This window comes from Jeotgalibacillus campisalis (assembly GCF_000829515.1).
Classification (GTDB): Bacteria; Bacillota; Bacilli; order Bacillales; family Jeotgalibacillaceae; genus Jeotgalibacillus; species Jeotgalibacillus campisalis.
Genome location: NZ_JXRR01000014.1, coordinates 1 through 15,888, shown reverse-complemented (window position 1 = coordinate 15,888; position 15,888 = coordinate 1). Strand labels below are relative to the sequence as shown.

The 15,888-nt window shown below is 40.4% G+C and carries 16 protein-coding genes; 8 read left to right on the top strand and 8 right to left on the bottom strand.

Features of this window, described 5'->3' with window-relative positions; genetic code table 11:
- Nucleotides 1-28: 28 nt before the first annotated feature.
- The 3 genes from KR50_RS07210 to KR50_RS07200 form a co-directional block, all read right to left on the bottom strand.
- Complete coding sequence (locus KR50_RS07210) at nucleotides 29-1,582, bottom strand: fatty acid--CoA ligase family protein (protein WP_041056775.1); 1,554 nt, start codon at nucleotides 1,580-1,582, stop codon at nucleotides 29-31.
- Nucleotides 1,583-1,813: 231 nt separating this feature from the next.
- Nucleotides 1,814-2,803: a lipoate--protein ligase gene (locus KR50_RS07205; protein WP_041056772.1), complete on the bottom strand. Its 990-nt coding sequence runs from the start codon at nucleotides 2,801-2,803 to the stop codon at nucleotides 1,814-1,816.
- Nucleotides 2,790-3,512: an MBL fold metallo-hydrolase gene (locus KR50_RS07200; RefSeq protein WP_408606146.1), complete on the bottom strand. Its 723-nt coding sequence runs from the start codon at nucleotides 3,510-3,512 to the stop codon at nucleotides 2,790-2,792. The genes KR50_RS07205 and KR50_RS07200 overlap by 14 nt, the downstream gene beginning before the upstream one ends.
- 212 nt (nucleotides 3,513-3,724) lie before the next feature.
- Here KR50_RS07200 and yhfH point away from each other — a divergent pair, with 212 nt between their 5' ends.
- Together yhfH and KR50_RS07195 are read left to right on the top strand one after the other, a co-directional pair.
- Nucleotides 3,725-3,853 (top strand): protein YhfH, encoded by a 129-nt coding sequence (gene yhfH / locus KR50_RS18230; protein ID WP_084215522.1) that lies wholly within the window; start codon nucleotides 3,725-3,727, stop codon nucleotides 3,851-3,853.
- Nucleotides 3,854-4,092: 239 nt separating this feature from the next.
- Nucleotides 4,093-4,710, top strand: coding sequence for an acetate uptake transporter (locus KR50_RS07195; protein WP_041056766.1), 618 nt, complete (start codon nucleotides 4,093-4,095; stop codon nucleotides 4,708-4,710).
- 170 nt (nucleotides 4,711-4,880) lie between these two features.
- On the opposite strand, the gene hemY is transcribed toward KR50_RS07195, so the two are convergent.
- The 3 genes from hemY to hemE form a co-directional block, all read right to left on the bottom strand.
- The gene (gene hemY, locus KR50_RS07190; RefSeq protein WP_156969486.1) at nucleotides 4,881-6,305 is read right to left on the bottom strand and encodes a protoporphyrinogen oxidase; all 1,425 of its coding nucleotides are present in this window, start codon (nucleotides 6,303-6,305) and stop codon (nucleotides 4,881-4,883) included.
- Nucleotides 6,306-6,336: 31 nt separating this feature from the next.
- Nucleotides 6,337-7,263: a ferrochelatase gene (gene hemH, locus KR50_RS07185; protein ID WP_041056760.1), complete on the bottom strand. Its 927-nt coding sequence runs from the start codon at nucleotides 7,261-7,263 to the stop codon at nucleotides 6,337-6,339.
- An 86-nt stretch (nucleotides 7,264-7,349) separates the two neighbouring features.
- Nucleotides 7,350-8,381, bottom strand: coding sequence for a uroporphyrinogen decarboxylase (gene hemE / locus KR50_RS07180; RefSeq protein WP_232304257.1), 1,032 nt, complete (start codon nucleotides 8,379-8,381; stop codon nucleotides 7,350-7,352).
- A gap of 250 nt (nucleotides 8,382-8,631) precedes the next feature.
- Between hemE and KR50_RS07175 the strand changes: the two genes are divergently transcribed.
- Nucleotides 8,632-9,141 carry an antibiotic biosynthesis monooxygenase family protein gene (locus KR50_RS07175; RefSeq protein ID WP_041056754.1) on the top strand — a complete coding sequence of 170 codons (510 nt, stop codon included), beginning with the start codon at nucleotides 8,632-8,634 and terminating at the stop codon, nucleotides 9,139-9,141.
- 336 nt (nucleotides 9,142-9,477) lie between these two features.
- A complete protein-coding gene (locus KR50_RS07170) occupies nucleotides 9,478-10,656 on the top strand; it encodes a M20 family metallopeptidase (RefSeq protein WP_041056752.1) in 1,179 nt (392 codons plus the stop codon).
- A 59-nt stretch (nucleotides 10,657-10,715) separates the two neighbouring features.
- Here KR50_RS07170 and KR50_RS07165 read toward each other — a convergent pair whose 3' ends face one another.
- Both KR50_RS07165 and KR50_RS07160 read right to left on the bottom strand, forming a co-directional pair.
- Complete coding sequence (locus KR50_RS07165; RefSeq protein ID WP_041056749.1) at nucleotides 10,716-11,945, bottom strand: ABC transporter permease; 1,230 nt, start codon at nucleotides 11,943-11,945, stop codon at nucleotides 10,716-10,718.
- Nucleotides 11,929-12,678: an ABC transporter ATP-binding protein gene (locus KR50_RS07160; protein ID WP_041056746.1), complete on the bottom strand. Its 750-nt coding sequence runs from the start codon at nucleotides 12,676-12,678 to the stop codon at nucleotides 11,929-11,931. The genes KR50_RS07165 and KR50_RS07160 overlap by 17 nt, the downstream gene beginning before the upstream one ends.
- 147 nt (nucleotides 12,679-12,825) lie before the next feature.
- Here KR50_RS07160 and KR50_RS07155 point away from each other — a divergent pair, with 147 nt between their 5' ends.
- From KR50_RS07155 to KR50_RS07135, 4 genes are all read left to right on the top strand, one after another.
- Complete coding sequence (locus tag KR50_RS07155; protein ID WP_041056742.1) at nucleotides 12,826-13,251, top strand: HIT family protein; 426 nt, start codon at nucleotides 12,826-12,828, stop codon at nucleotides 13,249-13,251.
- Between the two features lie 108 nt (nucleotides 13,252-13,359).
- On the top strand, nucleotides 13,360-13,878 hold the full coding sequence (locus KR50_RS07150; RefSeq protein WP_041056739.1) for a tryptophan transporter: 519 nt from the start codon (nucleotides 13,360-13,362) through the stop codon (nucleotides 13,876-13,878).
- Nucleotides 13,879-14,200: 322 nt separating this feature from the next.
- Nucleotides 14,201-14,578 carry a YtxH domain-containing protein gene (locus KR50_RS07140; protein WP_052476874.1) on the top strand — a complete coding sequence of 126 codons (378 nt, stop codon included), beginning with the start codon at nucleotides 14,201-14,203 and terminating at the stop codon, nucleotides 14,576-14,578.
- A 343-nt stretch (nucleotides 14,579-14,921) separates the two neighbouring features.
- Nucleotides 14,922-15,521 (top strand): HTH-type transcriptional regulator Hpr, encoded by a 600-nt coding sequence (locus KR50_RS07135; RefSeq protein ID WP_052476872.1) that lies wholly within the window; start codon nucleotides 14,922-14,924, stop codon nucleotides 15,519-15,521.
- Nucleotides 15,522-15,888: the final 367 nt, after the last annotated feature.

Below are 15,888 nucleotides of genomic sequence, written 5' to 3'. Positions count from 1 at the left end.
ATTTCTGTTGGTATGCCATGGCAGAGCTTTAAGCTTGTTTTACCTGATCGCGCAAGGCTCTGCGTAATATTTTCCCTGTCGTATTTTTAGGAAGTTCTTCAATAAATTCTACTACTGAAGGCAGTTTGTATTTGGCCAGCTGCTTTGCGCAGAATTCAAGTAAATCTTCTTTGGTTAATGACGGATCCTTTTTTACCACGAAGCACTGGACAGCTTCTCCATAATCAGGATCAGGAACCCCTACTACTGCAGCTTCCACCACATCTTTATGGGAATACAAGACCTCTTCCACTTCACGAGGATACACATTATAGCCGCCTACTAAGATCATATCTTTTTTGCGGTCTACGATAAAAAAGTATCCTTCTTCATCTTTCTTTGCCAGATCACCAGTATATAGCCAGCCGTCCTTTATGGCAGCTTCTGTGTCTTCCGGCATTTTATAATACCCTTTCATGACATTTGGGCCGCGAACAATTAATTCGCCCACTTCTCCTGGAGGAAGCTCTTCCCCCAACTCATTAACAATTTTATTCTCTACATTTGTTATCGAAGTGCCGATCGATCCCGCCTTTCTTTCCATATTAAGCGGATTAAAACAAGTAACCGGCGATGCTTCCGACAAACCATACCCCTCTGAAACTCTTACATTAAATTTCTCTTCAAATTGATGCAGCAGCGCTACTGGCAGTGAAGCCCCTCCTGAGATACATAAACGTACAAACTCAAAATCAGCCCGATCAGCTTCAGGATACTGAAGAAGGAAATTATACATAGTCGGAACGCCGGCAAAAACCGTTGCCTCATATTTTTTTGTGAGATCGAATACGTCTTTTGGACTGAATCTTGGCACAATTACAATGGTTCCTGCATTAATAAGAGGAGCGTTTAAAACAACTGTCAGCGCAAATACATGGAACATTGGCAGTGCTGCAATAACTTTATCATCACCTGTAATTGCCAAATACTCTGCTGTATCCTTTGCATTGGTATATACATTCCTATGTGTCAGCATAGCTCCTTTTGGTTTACCTGTAGTGCCGGATGTATACAGTATGATAGCAATGTTATCCTGCATCAGCTCAGGACCCTCGTACACTGGAGGATATGGCGCCATTGCATGTGTGAAAGATGTTATTTTACTTTGAACTTCTTTCCCAAGCTTTTCGATTTGCTCCTGTGTTTGAGAACTCGTTTCACAAATAATATAATGATTGATTTCAGGAAGAGCTGCATGCGCTTTTTCAACTAGCGGGAGCAGCAGGTCCACAGCAATTACCACCTTTACATCCCCATCCCTCAAAATGTAGGAGATCTCATCCGGTGTGTAAATTGGATTGATCGGTATTGCGGTTGCACCTATACGGAGAGCAGCATAAAGTGAAACAATAAAATGAGGTGAATTTCCGAGGAGAAGACCGACGTGGTCCCCTTTTTTTACACCCATTGCTTCGAGGCTGTTGGCCATTTTGTTAACTGCTCCATTTAATTCCCCATATGTTGCAGACTGCTCCATAAAAGTATAAGCTGCTTTTTCCCTGTGCTGCAGTGCATTTTCTCTTAAACGATCCGATAAATTCATATGTACATCCCCTTTGTTCATTTTATGAATGACTAATCATTCATTTTTATACCCGAAAACTGATCCATTTCCCCTTTGTTCATAGAACGCTTATAATAATCGAGAATATTCTAACTAATTATATCCAACTCTTATCCATTTATCAAGAGAGCGTTTTCATTACTGCATGTAAAACAGACTGCTGAAACCATTCAACAGTCTGCAGGTGCAATTTTATTCGACCCTTTTCTATTAGTAAAGCAGGTCAATAAATTCCTCTCTCTCGATGTTTCCAAAATAATGCTTTAAGTCAATGTCTTTTAATGCATCTTCAATGATGTGCTTTTCATAGCGGAGACCAGCGAGTCTATCTTCTATATCGCTTACATCACCCACGCCAAAAAAATCTCCGTAGATTTTACAGCTTTCAATCTTCCCTTTGTCAACATCCAGGCGCACATCGACACTTCCGACTGGGAACCGGTGAGAGTGCTGCAAGTTGAATTTGGGTGACTTGCCATAATTCCAATCCCAGCTTTGATACCGTTCATTAGAAAGCTCTCGAATATTCTTCCAGTCTTGTTCTGTCAGTACATATTCTTCAATTTTATCTTCACCATTAAAAATATGACGAAGAATTAGTTGTTTAAATTCTTCGATGGTTACTTTTTCTTCCATAAATTCAGAAATATTTGCGACCCTGCTGCGAATTGATTTGATCCCTTTTGATTCAATTTTATCTTTTCGAACCTTAAGGGCTGATACGACATGATCAATTTCCGAATCAAACATTAGTGTTCCATGACTGAACATACGACCTTTAGTGGAAAATTGAGCATTCCCGGAAATTTTTCTTTCCCCTACTAATAAGTCATTACGTCCTTTTAGCTCTGCAGGCACGCCAATTTGGTGCAGTGCTTCGACTACAGGCTCTGTAAATTTCCTGAAATTATGAAAGCTGTCACCGTCATCCTTTGTAATAAAGCTGAAGTTTAAATTTCCTAAATCGTGATAAACGGCGCCTCCGCCTGACAGACGGCGAACAACTCGTATATTATTTTTTTCAACATAATCTGTATTAATTTCTTCAATCGTATTTTGGTTTTTCCCAATAATAATGGATGGTTCATTTATATAAAAAAGTAAGAAATCCTGATTAATATCCAGGTTTTTAAGAGCATACTCTTCTATAGCCAGGTTTATTTGCGGATCTGTAATTCCTTTATTATCAATATATAGCATCTGATGTTCCTCCTTGAGAATACGTAATGGATAAACCGGATGAAGCAAGCAGAATTTTTCCTTTATATGTTTCCTGCGCCTCACTGACCAGCTGATTTAAATCACCGAAATGAGGAAGATGACTCAGCATGAGTGTTTTTACATTTGCTGCCTCTGCAATCGCTGCGGCGTCTTCACTTGTCATATGACCTGCCGATGCGGCATCCATACCTTTATAAAAATTGCATTCTGATATAAGTAAATCCACCTCTTTTGCAAAAGAGATAAACTCTTCCTGATAGGCAGAATCTGCGGTAAAAACCATCACTCCCTGATCACTTTTCACTTTCACAGCATAGCATGGGACCGGGTGAATTGTCTTCAAAAAAGACAAGGTGAAAGGACCAAGCGTTAACGTTTCTTCCGGTATGTAAGCGTGAGCCGTCATCAGCTCTTTATAGTGCAGAGAATCCAGGCCTGCCTTGTCCTCACTATGTCCATAAGCCTGCACATGAATCTTTTTATTTTGAAGAAAATGCTGAATAAGCAGCGCATGCTGTAAAACACCGATATCAGCAGTATGATCCGGATGATAATGGGTGATGACAACAGCATCCAGTTCTTCAGGTGACACATACCGCTGGAGATGACTTAGAACACCGCTCCCACAATCAAGTAATATGCGAAAATTATCCTGCTCAATAAGATAACCGGAACTTGCTTCATTCATTTTGGGATAACCTCCCCAAAAGCCAACCACAGTAACCTTCATCTTCTCTCTCCTCTCGCATCCTGCTTTTTTAACTATACTTCATTTGAACCATTTTTTCATTAATGGGTGATTAACTGGGAAAAAGCCTTGACGAACCGGATTCTGTTATAATACAATATAGAAAATAAACTTTTAGTTGTATAACAGCTAATGAGAGAGGATGAATCATATTGCTAGAAAATGTTATGGAATTTTTCAGAAACCTGCCTCCGAAAAAATGTGTGACTTGTGGAGAAAAGATGGAAGAACAGGCTGAAGCATATGGTACAAAATGTGACAAATGCAACGCTTCTCACTAGATTTTAATAAAAATCAGCAACACCCTGCTGTATAACAGATTGAATCTGTTGTAGTCTGCAAGGGTGTTTTTTGTATTGATTTTCGAGCCATATTTATCAGAAATGAATAAAAAATCAATTTGAAAACCCTTACTTTTTAATAAAAAATGAAAGTTTCGCTTACATGGTTTTTTTTATTGCATGATCCTCTTATTTTATGTAAATTAATCTGGTATGTATTTTAGGAGGGTTTAAATTAAATGAATCAGAATCAAGTAACACAGCGCGTTCAAATTACTACAGCAGATCCATCTGCTATTGGATTATTCGGTTTAGCGATGGTGACGCTGGTTGCCTCTTCTGCTAAATTAGGCTGGACTGACGGCCTTTCTTTTGTATTGCCATGGGCTATATTTCTTGGGGGAATCGCTCAGCTCTTTGCAAGCGTGCAGGATGCAAAGCATAACAACACATTTGGCACAACAGCCTTTGCTGCATTTGGATTGTTTTGGCTTGGCATGGGAACCTCCTGGTTAATCCAATATGGGGTGTTCGGCGAAGCAGCAGCTGCAGCCGTTGATCCAAATCAATTAGGGATTGCTTTCATCGGCTATTTGATATTTTCATTGTTTATGACTGTTGGAGCGATGGAAACAAATAAAGTTTTATTCTTTATTTTTGTCCTTATTGACTTTTTATTTATTGGTCTAGCTTTGTCCACTCTAGGCATTGCTCCGGAAGCCATGCATATGCTGGCAGCCGTTGCTGAGCTTCTCATTGCAATTTTCAGCTTTTATGGTTCAGCTGCAAGCGTATTAAATACGCATTTCGGCAAAATCACTCTGCCAATAGGCAAGCCTTTTGGTATTTTTAAATAATACGTTTTTGCTTTTAAACGAGCAGCCTCTCCTATTCGGCTTTCTTCGGCCTTATAATGTTTAGCGCTGCTGCGGCAAGGAAAATACCGCGTATGAAGAGTGAATACAAAAATGGGGACCGGTTCATTTCCGCTGCTAACGGAAATGAATCGGTCCCCTATTTTTAGTTTCTAACGATCATGGATAAGGTAATCTAAAACATCATTCGCAGCCTTTTCTCCTTGATCAATGCAATCCGGCAGTCCAATACCGTCATAAGAGCCGCCAGCCAGGTATACACCAGGAAAAGTGCTTTGCAGCTCTTTTCGTATGTTATTTAGCCGTTCTTTATGTCCTACTGTGTATTGTGGCATAGAATCAATCCAGCGTGTGACGATGGTCCAGTCCGGTTTTGCCTCCACCTTCATGATTTTATTTAAATCATCCAGCACGATGGCTTCGATCTGGTCATCTGCCAGGTCGACTACGGCTTCATCTCCCGCTCTGCCAACGTAGCACCTCAGCAAGACTTTCCCCTCAGGTACAGTATGAGGCCATTTATTGTGCGTCCAGGTACAGGCAGTAATCGTATAATCACTGTTTCTTGAAACCACAAAGCCAGTTCCATCAAGTACTTGGGTCACGGCATCTTTTGGAAACGCCATCGCAACGGTTGCAACAGAAGTAGCTGGCACATCTTTAAATTGAGAAAGCAGATTTTTTTTATAAAAAATAGCATGAGCAGCAAGGTGAGGTACGGCAAAAATAATGCTATCTGCTTCAAGAAACTCTCCATTATTCATTTTCAATGAATAAGCACCCGAAGAAGCATGGTCAATCGACTCAATTTTAACACCTTTTAAAATTGTTGCTTCGGCAAGTTTTTCTTCAAGTGTATCCACTAAAGATTGAAGACCCGATGTGAGTGTTAAAAACATGCTTTTTTTCTTTTTATTTCCATTCCTATCCATTTGAGGAGCAGGTGTTGTTTTTTTGATTCCGGCAATTAAACTTCTGTGTTCCTGTTCAAGCTGATAAAACTGAGGAAAAGTAGATTTTAAGCTGATCTGATCGATATCACCTGCATATATTCCAGACAGAAGAGGCTCGATCAGGTTTTCTACAATTTCATTGCCAAGGCGGCGTCTGAAAAAAGTACCGAGTGCCTGATCATCAGCACCCTTTGAGCGCGGCAGAACAAAATCAGCTGCTGCCCGCAGCTTCCCTGTCATGGAAACCAGATCCGTTGACATAAAAGGTTTAATTTGTGTAGGAATGCCCATAATTGCTCCACCGGGCATCGGATGAAGTTTGTCATTCATTAAAATGAAAGCCTGACCAGTTGAATTGGGTACAAGACGATCTGCCAGTCCTACTTCTTGTATAAGCCGTGACATACTTTTTTTGCGTTCTAAAAATGAATCCGGTCCTTTTTCGACCACAAAGCCGTCTTTATGGACCGTGTGGATTTTGCCGCCAAGACGATGACTTGACTCAATTAAGGTGATGTCAATGTCAGTTCCTTTGCGTTTGTATTCCTTATCCAGTTTATACGCTGCAGCCAGTCCTGTAATGCCCCCGCCGACAATGACAACCTTTTTCTTTAATGAAGACACGCTACTCATCACTTTCTATTTCTAATTTGTGTTACTTTATTTGCGCTAATACTTTATCAGCCATTGCTTCAATAAACAGCGGCTGCGTGTTTGGCATTTCCGGGCGGTAATAGTTCGCCCCTATATCATCTGTGACCACTTTGCATTCATAATCATTATCAAACAAGACTTCCAAATGGTCAGAAACAAAGCCCACAGGCGTATAGACAAAGCTTTCGTAGCCTTTTTCCTTATGCAGGGTACGCGTTAAGTCCTGTACATCCGGTCCGATCCATGGATCAGGCGTATTCCCTTCACTTTGCCAGCCAATTTCAACATTTTTTATCTTAGCCTGTTCAGCAATCATTCGTGCTGTTTCTTTCAACTGATCCGGGTATGGATCTCCTCCAGCAAGAATTTTTTCAGGCAGACTGTGAGCAGAGACGATCAAGACTGCTTTTTCCTTTTCATCTTCGCTCATTTGACCAAATACTGCTTCAACTTTTTCAGACCAATATTGTATAAATTTCGGTTCATCATACCAGCTTTCAATTGAGCTGATGTTCGGTCCGCCTGCTTTTTCAGCAGCTTCTTTTGCACGTCCATTGTAGGATTTTACGCTGTATGTGGAAAAATGAGGAGCCAATACAATGGATACAGCTTCTTCAATTCCATCCTTGTTCATCTGTTCAACAGCATCCTCAACAAATGGTTCGATATGCTTTAGACCTAAATACATGACAAATTCTATCTCGTCCTGTCTTTCGTTTAAACGAGCTGTCAGTGCTTCCGCCTGTTCCTGCGTAATTCTTGCCAATGGAGAAATTCCTCCGATTGCTTCATAACGGGAGCGCAAATCCTCGAGTAGTTCAGGAGATGGCTTCCGGCCGCGGCGGATATGAGTATAATAGCGTTCAAGATCTTCTTCTGAATAAGGCGTGCCATACGCCATAACAAGTAATCCAATTTTCTTTTTCATTTTTTCACCTCATGAAGTAGTGGTAACAATCTCTTATTTAACATGTTTAGTTAGCAGGATCCAATGTATAAGCTCATTCGATGTGCTTATTTAGCTGTATATTCGTGTACAAACGACGTTAGGCGCTTTAATGTATCCGGCTTAACCTCCGGAAATACTCCATGACCGAGATTAAATATATGACCCGGCTGCTGTAATCCCTGATCGAGAATCGGCTTTACTTTTTCTTCTATTATAGACCAGTCACACAGAAGAAGAGACGGATCTAAATTTCCCTGAACTGTTTTAGTTAATCCTTTTTTACGCGCTTCCTCGATGGACAATCTCCAATCCAGCCCCACAACATCAAGAGGCAGGTCATGCCATTCCTTTGCTAAATGTGCTGCACCGACACCATGCATAATGAGCGGTACCCCTTCTGTGCGAAGTGCTGAAAAAATCTTTTCCATAGCGGGCTTTATATAGATGCGGTAATCTTCCACATTCATCGTTCCTACCCACGAATCAAAAATTTGAATCGTTCCCGCTCCTGCTTTGATTTGAGCTTTCGTGTAGCGGATTGTCATTTCAGCAAGCTTATCCATTAGTGAAAACCATGCTTTTGGTTCCTGATACATAAAAGCTTTTGTCTTATGGTAATTTTTCGAAGGACCGCCTTCAATCATATAACTTGCCAGTGTGAAAGGAGCACCGCCAAACCCAATCAAAGGGACAGTAAGCTGCTCTTTTGTTAAAAGTTTTATCGTATCAAGAACGTAAGGAATGTCATCCTCCGGTTCAATCATACCGAGATTCTCTACATCCTGAACGGTCCTGATTGGATTATCAATAACCGGGCCAATGCCGGATTTAATTTCAACATCCACCCCAATTGCCGGCAGCGGTGTCATAATATCTTTATACAGCACAGCTGCATCCACATTATAATTATCAACAGGAAGCTTTGTCACATAAGCACATAGCTCCGGTTGATGCGTAATTTCAAAAAGTGAATACTTTTCTTTAATTGCGCGATATTCAGGCTGAGAACGGCCAGCTTGCCGCATATACCAAACGGGTGTATGGGACACCTCTTGTCCTCTAGCTGCACGCAAAAATGTATCATTAAATAATTTCATTGAGTTAAACATCCACCCTTCGGCTCTATTGTCTTATTTAATCATGCAACCCATGATGATCCCGCGGATTCACTCGGGTTTCCGATCAATGTTTCTGCTTAATCACCACTATAGCCCTATTAACAAGGACTGTATAGCAAACAAAATGAAATGTCATAAAATCGACTCTTTTTACTATCATCTAAAGCACCATACTGGATTATTTGTATACGCTTATGGGAAAATAATTATTAAGAACAGGAGGGGTTTTATGAACATTTTTATGACTTTCGGTACAGAAAATTTTTTACATAAGATAATCGAAAAGCGTCCGGAGGAATCAATGATACTTCTGCACGGAGAAGAAACTGCACTGCTTATTCATGAAACAGAGGGACAAACGGTTTTTAACCAGCCAAGAAGCTATGAGGTTTTTGTAGAATCCGGCACTATGACACAGGAAGGCTTTTTTGTTTTCAATAACATACCTGTTTCTGAAGAAGGCCGGCCAGTGTTTGAGCACCGGTTTAAAAGCCGTGCAGGATTAATTGACAAGGAGCCTGGGTTTATTGCGATCCGTGTTCTGCGACCTGTTAATTCTGACATTTATGTTGTGCTGACTCAGTGGGACAGTGAAGACTCATTTAAAAATTGGCAGAGCTCTCAGGCATACAATAAGGCTCATGAAAAACGCGGAACGGATCAAGGACTTGATCACCAAAAAACGATTTTCCCACGCGCTTCATTTGTAACAAAATACATTGGGCAAAAAGAGCAGTAATCTTCCCTGCGATTTCGCCATAAAAAATGCTCAGGCTTATATCGCCTGAGCGTTTTTTTTTATGGACAATGTCTTCATATATCCAGCTTTCATACCTTCTCTATCCACAATTGACTCATAAAAAGATATTATTATTAGTAAATAACAAAATTAGAAAGTTCCCATGAATAGGAAAATAGGAGATCATCTCATTCTATGTACCGCCTTCATTCAGTAAGTTTTAAGTTTGCTTGTTTTTAAAGTTATCAGCATCTTCATAAGAGTGTCAAAATTCACAAAAAATGATATACTTTCCACCACTACTCATTTAATTCGAGATCCGAAAGGAGAAAAAGTATGACTGTACATAAATTATTTACTAAACTTGATTCATTCTATTCTGACATGGTTGATGTCAGACGTTATCTGCACCAGCATCCGGAACTCTCATTTGAGGAAAAAGAAACACCTGCTTTTATCGCTGCTTTTTATAAGAATCTCGGTGTTGATGTCCGAACAGGAGTTGGCGGCAACGGAGTAGTGGCGACAATTGTTGGGGGTAAACCCGGCAAGACAATAGCGCTGCGAGCTGATTTTGACGCTTTGCCTATTCAGGATGAGAAAGAAGTACCATATAAATCCACTGTGCCAAATAAAATGCATGCTTGTGGTCATGACGGTCATACGTCTACGCTTATTCATTTAGCCAAAGCTTTATTTGAAATGAAAGATGAGCTGGCCGGAACATATGTAATGATCCATCAGCATGCTGAAGAATATGCCCCGGGCGGCGCGAAGCCAATGATTGAAGATGGCTGTCTAGATGGAGTTGATCTTGTATTCGGAACGCACTTATGGGCCATTGAACCGCTTGGTAAAATCCAATACCGGATCGGTCCTATGATGGCTGCTGCTGACCGATTTGAAATTACGGTTCAAGGGGCAGGGGGACATGGAGCCCAGCCTCATAAAACAAAAGACGCTATCGTAGTTGGTTCACAGCTTGTAAGCAACTTGCAGCAAATCGTCAGCAGAAGAGTGAATCCCATTGATTCTGCTGTTGTAACAATAGGGTCGTTTGTTTCAGATAATGCCTTTAACGTTATTGCAGACTCGGCTAAACTAATTGGTACAGTTCGTACCTTTAACCCTGAAGTTCGGACACAAATTGAAGAAGAAATAGAAAGAGTCGTAAAAGGAACATGTCTGGCAGCTGATTGTGAATATCAATACGATTACTTCAGGGGCTACCCCGCTGTTGTCAATCATGCAGAGGAAACCAATCATGTGATTGAACAGGCTAAGCTGGTTCCTGAGGTTACTGCAATCGAAGAAACCGAGCCGCAAATGGGCGGCGAAGATTTTGCTTATTATCTCGAGGCAAGAAAAGGAGCTTTTTTCTTTACTGGTGCACAGCAGGATCATGTAACAAAGCCTTACCCTCACCATCACCCTAAGTTTGATTTTAATGAAAAAGCCATGCTGATCGCTGCTAAAACACTTGGAGCTTCGGCGATCAACGCTCAAAATAAATAATGAGTCATCTTAAAATCAAAAACGCCAGTGAGACCGAATCGGTTCACTGGCGTTTTTGATTAATTTAATGGTGTGTACCATTTCTTTATTTGTTTTGGAACATACATATACATAAATACTGCATAAAAAAGCAGGAATGCCAAGGCTACTGCACACGCATCAAACCACTCTGCTCCCCACGCACTTATTAAAATAAACAGAACACCCTGCACAATGAGAACGGTTGATAAAACGCCCTTAAAGGACTCATTGCGATAGTCTCCAGGCAGCGGATATAGATCCGGCCAGATTTTGAGCTCGTGCTTTTTTAACATAGGAATAAGCTGAAAACCTGTTAAATATAAGAATAAAATAGCAACGGCAATTTTAACCCACATCACATCAGACCCTGCTATAATCACCGACGCTATAATTGATAATCTGATCCACAGACCGAAATATTCATCCGACCGCAAGAACGTTCTTACAAATAAATAGCGGTACGTATATTTTGATCCAAAAGGAGATCTGGCGAGAAACGGATCGAGCCATTTTCTCCTTTTAGCTTGTCCTTTTAAATGAGGTACATCTGTAAACAAATTGGCAAAGCGATAAAAGCGATGCAGCCGTTCATGCTCCAGATCGATAAGCAATTCCCATTTTAATGATTTTTCATTTGTTAATTTTCTGAAGGCTGTAAGATAAGCAGCTAGAATGATGGCCATTATAATAGGCACCCATAGCATCAGCTGAGCAAAAACAGTCCATAAAAAGAGAATATTAAGGACCAGGCGAATAGCTATATCGATTCGGTGAGTCGATGGTTCCTGATACCTGAGTATGGTCCAGCGCATGATTAAATTCCATATTTTAAGAGCCAGCACAAGCAAAAGCAAGAGAAAGAAAACAGAGAATTCTTCACCCGTAACTTTTACATACATCGGCATTGAAGCAGCAAGGGCGACAATAACGATGTAGGATTGAAAGAAAAAACTGCTGACTACAGCACTGAGAAAATACCGTTTCATTTGGCCTTCCAAAGGCGTCAAGTAGACTTTATCCGGTTCTTTCAAATACGTATAAATGGGGCTCATGGTAACGATGACCCCCAGCAGAACAGCCATAACTGCCGCTGCATTGAAATCATCACTAAGTGTTTCCACCCAATTGCTGTAAGCGTAGCCCCCTCCCCCCACTGCAAAAATCAGCACGAACATTAAATGTCCATTTAATATGTATCTTAAATACTTTTGAAGCTCCCGGTTATAATCTTGAAGACGGCTTGCCCATAACTCATGAACGTGCTTCATGTGAATCTTCCTTTGTCAGTTGGATGTAAATATCGTCTAATGTAGCTCCCGGCATCGAAAACTCCTGACGCAAATCCTCAAGCGTTCCTTGAGCCCTGACTTCCCCGTCGTGTAAGATGATAAATGAATCACAATACCGTTCCGCTGTGGCAAGGATGTGGGTGGACATTAAGATACTCGCCCCTCCCACTTTCATTTCCTCCATTAAATCAAGCAGCGATTGGATCGCTAAAGGATCGAGACCTACAAAAGGTTCATCTATAATATAGAGGCTTGGATTGGTTAAGAATGCACACATGATCATTACTTTCTGCTTCATGCCTTTAGAAAAATGGGCAGGGAACCATTTCATTTTCCCATTCATGCGGAATTTCTCAAGTAAACCGGGAATTCGTTTTTCGTACGTCCCTTCTTCAATCCCATAGGCCATTGCAGTTAATTTCAAGTGTTCTTCTAACGTCAACTCATCATACAAAATAGGTGCTTCAGGAATGTAGGAAAATTTCTTTCTATATTGATCTGGCTGATCTTTCAACTGAAGACCATTAATGGAAATGGAGCCCGAGTGAGGTTCCATCAGTCCTATGATATGTTTTATTGTTGTACTTTTTCCGGCACCATTTAACCCGATTAATCCGACGATTTGCTGTTTATCCATTGAAAAATTAATGTTATTTAATACGGGTTTACGGGTATACCCGCCAATCAGGTCTTTAATTTCAAGAAGTGACATCCTTTTCTTCCCCTCCACGTCTTATTACGATTATTGTAGCAGATTTTTCCGGGGCGCGTGCAGCTGACACTCAAAGCGCTTCTTTCTGCCAAGCGCTGGTCAATATGATAGAATAAACCCATTATGCGTTAAGAAAGGATGAAGAAAATGAGTGACTGTATTTTTTGTAAGATAATTGATGGAGAAATTCCTTCTTCTAAGGTTTATGAAGACGAAGATGTTTATGCCTTTCTGGACATTAGTCAGGTAACAAAAGGACATACATTGGTTATTCCAAAATCACACAAAAAGGACATCCACGAAATGACACCAGAAATCGCTGGAAAACTTTTTTCAGTTGTTCCCAAGATTACAAATGCAATCAAACAAACCTTTGATATTAAAGGCGTGAATTTATTAAATAACAATGGAGAATACGCCGGTCAATCTGTATTTCATTTTCATTTGCATATCTTACCAAGACATGGCCAGGAAGACGGCTTTAAACCTCTATGGGAAACCCATTCTGACGCCTATTCTGCAGAAGATTTAAAAGAGCTTTCAGCAAAGCTTGCTAGTACTCTGGAAAAATAGTTAAACACACGAATAAACGTCCAAATATGCTATAATAAAAATACTTTTCGCCGGCAGTCACGAGGACATGCAGGGAAAAGAATGAGAAGAGTCGAGGAGAGATGAGAAATGAATACTAGAACATTAGTCGCTTTATCATTATTTGCAGGAATTGGGGCAACGCTGCATCTGTTATTGCCCGGAACTCTTAGTATGAAACCGGATATGTCATTACTGATGATGTTTCTCGGGATTTTACTGTTTCCTGGTGTTAAAAATGTGCTTTTAATCGGCATTGCAACTGGATTACTTTCAGGATTAACAACTACCTTCCCAGCAGGGTTTCTTCCAAACCTGATTGATAAACCGATCTCTGCTTTCGTTTTTTACGGTATGGTTCTGCTTACAGCAAAATATAGCAAAACAGTCATTGGGGCTGCTGTCCTTGCCTCTGCTGGTACAATTATTTCAGGCGTAATCTTCTTGGGTTCTGCTGCTATTCTTGTAGGCATTCCAGCACCGATTATGGCTTTAATTGTTACAGCTGTACTGCCTGCTACCGTATTAAATGGAGTATTGATGGGTGTCATGTATCCAGTGGTTCAGTCGATTTTAAAACGCTCAAGTCTGATGCAGCCTGCCACATAAATCTGCATGAACCCGTCTTTTTAGGCGGGTTCTTTTTTTCCTTGTTTATTACCAGGTAAAATAGGTTAAAGATAAGAAGAGGAGACTGGCTGCACCACAGATCAACGCGTTTCTGATTCTGATTTGTTTTGGAGGGTACATAATTTTTGATTGTATTCTTAGAATTGAAAATAGTGTTAAAATAATAAATGCAAGGGTGCCTATTAAAAAAAGCCATTTAATTATCATGGTGAGATTCCTCCTTCCATTAAGAGGTCCTTTTCTACTTTATGATCAAAACAGTATATTTAAACCGATTAAAATGATAAAGGATGTGTTATGAATGAATGTTAAACAATTGTCTTATGGAATTTTGGTAGGGTTGATTGCAGGTGCTGCAAGTACTCTCCTTTCAGCACCCCAATCCGGCAAAGAGCTTCGAGGTTCAATAAAGCACACAAAAGATAACTGGTCGGATCATATGCTTGAAGTTCAAATGAACCTTCAGCAAGTAAAAGAATCGATCCAGCAAGTATCAAAAGAAGGCAAGGATTCTCTGCAAACGGTCGTGAGTGAGTTGAAAGAATCCATCCAGGCATGGAAAAGTGAATCAGATCCAGCAATTAATAATCTGCAAGACGAACTCGCGGCCATTCAGGCAACCATGGAGGAACTTGAACGTTCACTCAATCAGGATGAAACAACTCCTCAGCCATCCTAATCACTTACTATTTAAATTTAATTCCTGTTTTAGATATCTGGATCCATTAACAGATATCTGAAACAGGATTTTTAATGCAACCACCACTATCACATCCCGTTATTATCCTAAATTCTTTTTTTTGCGCTGTGGAAATAATTTTAAATCGAATTGATGACATGAAAAACACTCTGGCCTTGTAGTAATCACCTTTTGTCTCTAGAGCAAAACATATGGCGGAAATTTATTTGAAAATTAAATCTATTCAAACCTTTTTTTCTTTTTACTTTATTGCTATAATATCTAAAACGCCCTGTTCCCCGTAATGCCGGTGCCATATAAAAGTAAAAAGTAGGTGAGCGATTTGGATGAACAACCTTTTTCTATGAAAGAAGCCATGCTTTTCAGTCAGCGTATGGCTCAGTTAAGTAAAGCTCTTTGGAAAGCGATCGAAAAAGATTGGCAAAATTGGATTAAACCCTATGATTTAAATATTAACGAGCATCATATTTTATGGATTTCCTATCATTTGAAAGGGGCGTCCATTTCGGATGTTGCCAAGTTTGGCGTCATGCATGTCTCAACAGCATTTAATTTTTCAAAAAAGCTTGAAGAACGCGGTTATCTTCAATTTTCGAAACGGGAGAATGATAAGCGGAATACGTATATTCAGCTTACAGAAAAAGGGGACCAGCTTCTTCTTGATTTAATGGAAAATTATTCTCCTGAGCAGCATGCTGTTTTTCTAGGAGCCTCTCCTTTACGGGAAATCTACGGGAAGTTTCCGGAGATGATGGAAATGATGTCCATTGTCAAAAATATTTATGGAGACGATTTTATGAAGATTTTCGAAAAATCCTTCCACAATATTGAAACCGATTTTTTTGAAAAGGATGGAAAAATTAAAAAGAAAGAATCATCTGCCGCTTCCCCGCCTGTGGGAGAAATCGCTTCCTCCCCTTAGAAGTTGTCATTATTTAATTTTTATTAAGCTCGGCTAAGAGCGGACGCGCATTTACTTTGCCTCCGAATTAACTTACCTTCCACCTTCTCCTAGAGGCATAGCGGAAGAAAATAGCCTTTAAATTAAGTCACCTTCTTTGGTGGCTTTTTTTTGACCTATAAAGGGAATATTGGCCCTGCTCCCCTGCCCTTTATTTATTCAACTGAACGCCTGCTTGGCCACCGCGTCTTATGCTTGTCGGAGCTGGGCGAGCGCCTTTCACTTTTACTTTATCCAGTTCCAGCAGGCAAGGGCTCGAGGTCATAAGCCACCCTGCCCAATAGGCAAAGGGCGCCTATATGTGCAGTGCGTCTTATGCTTGTCGCCC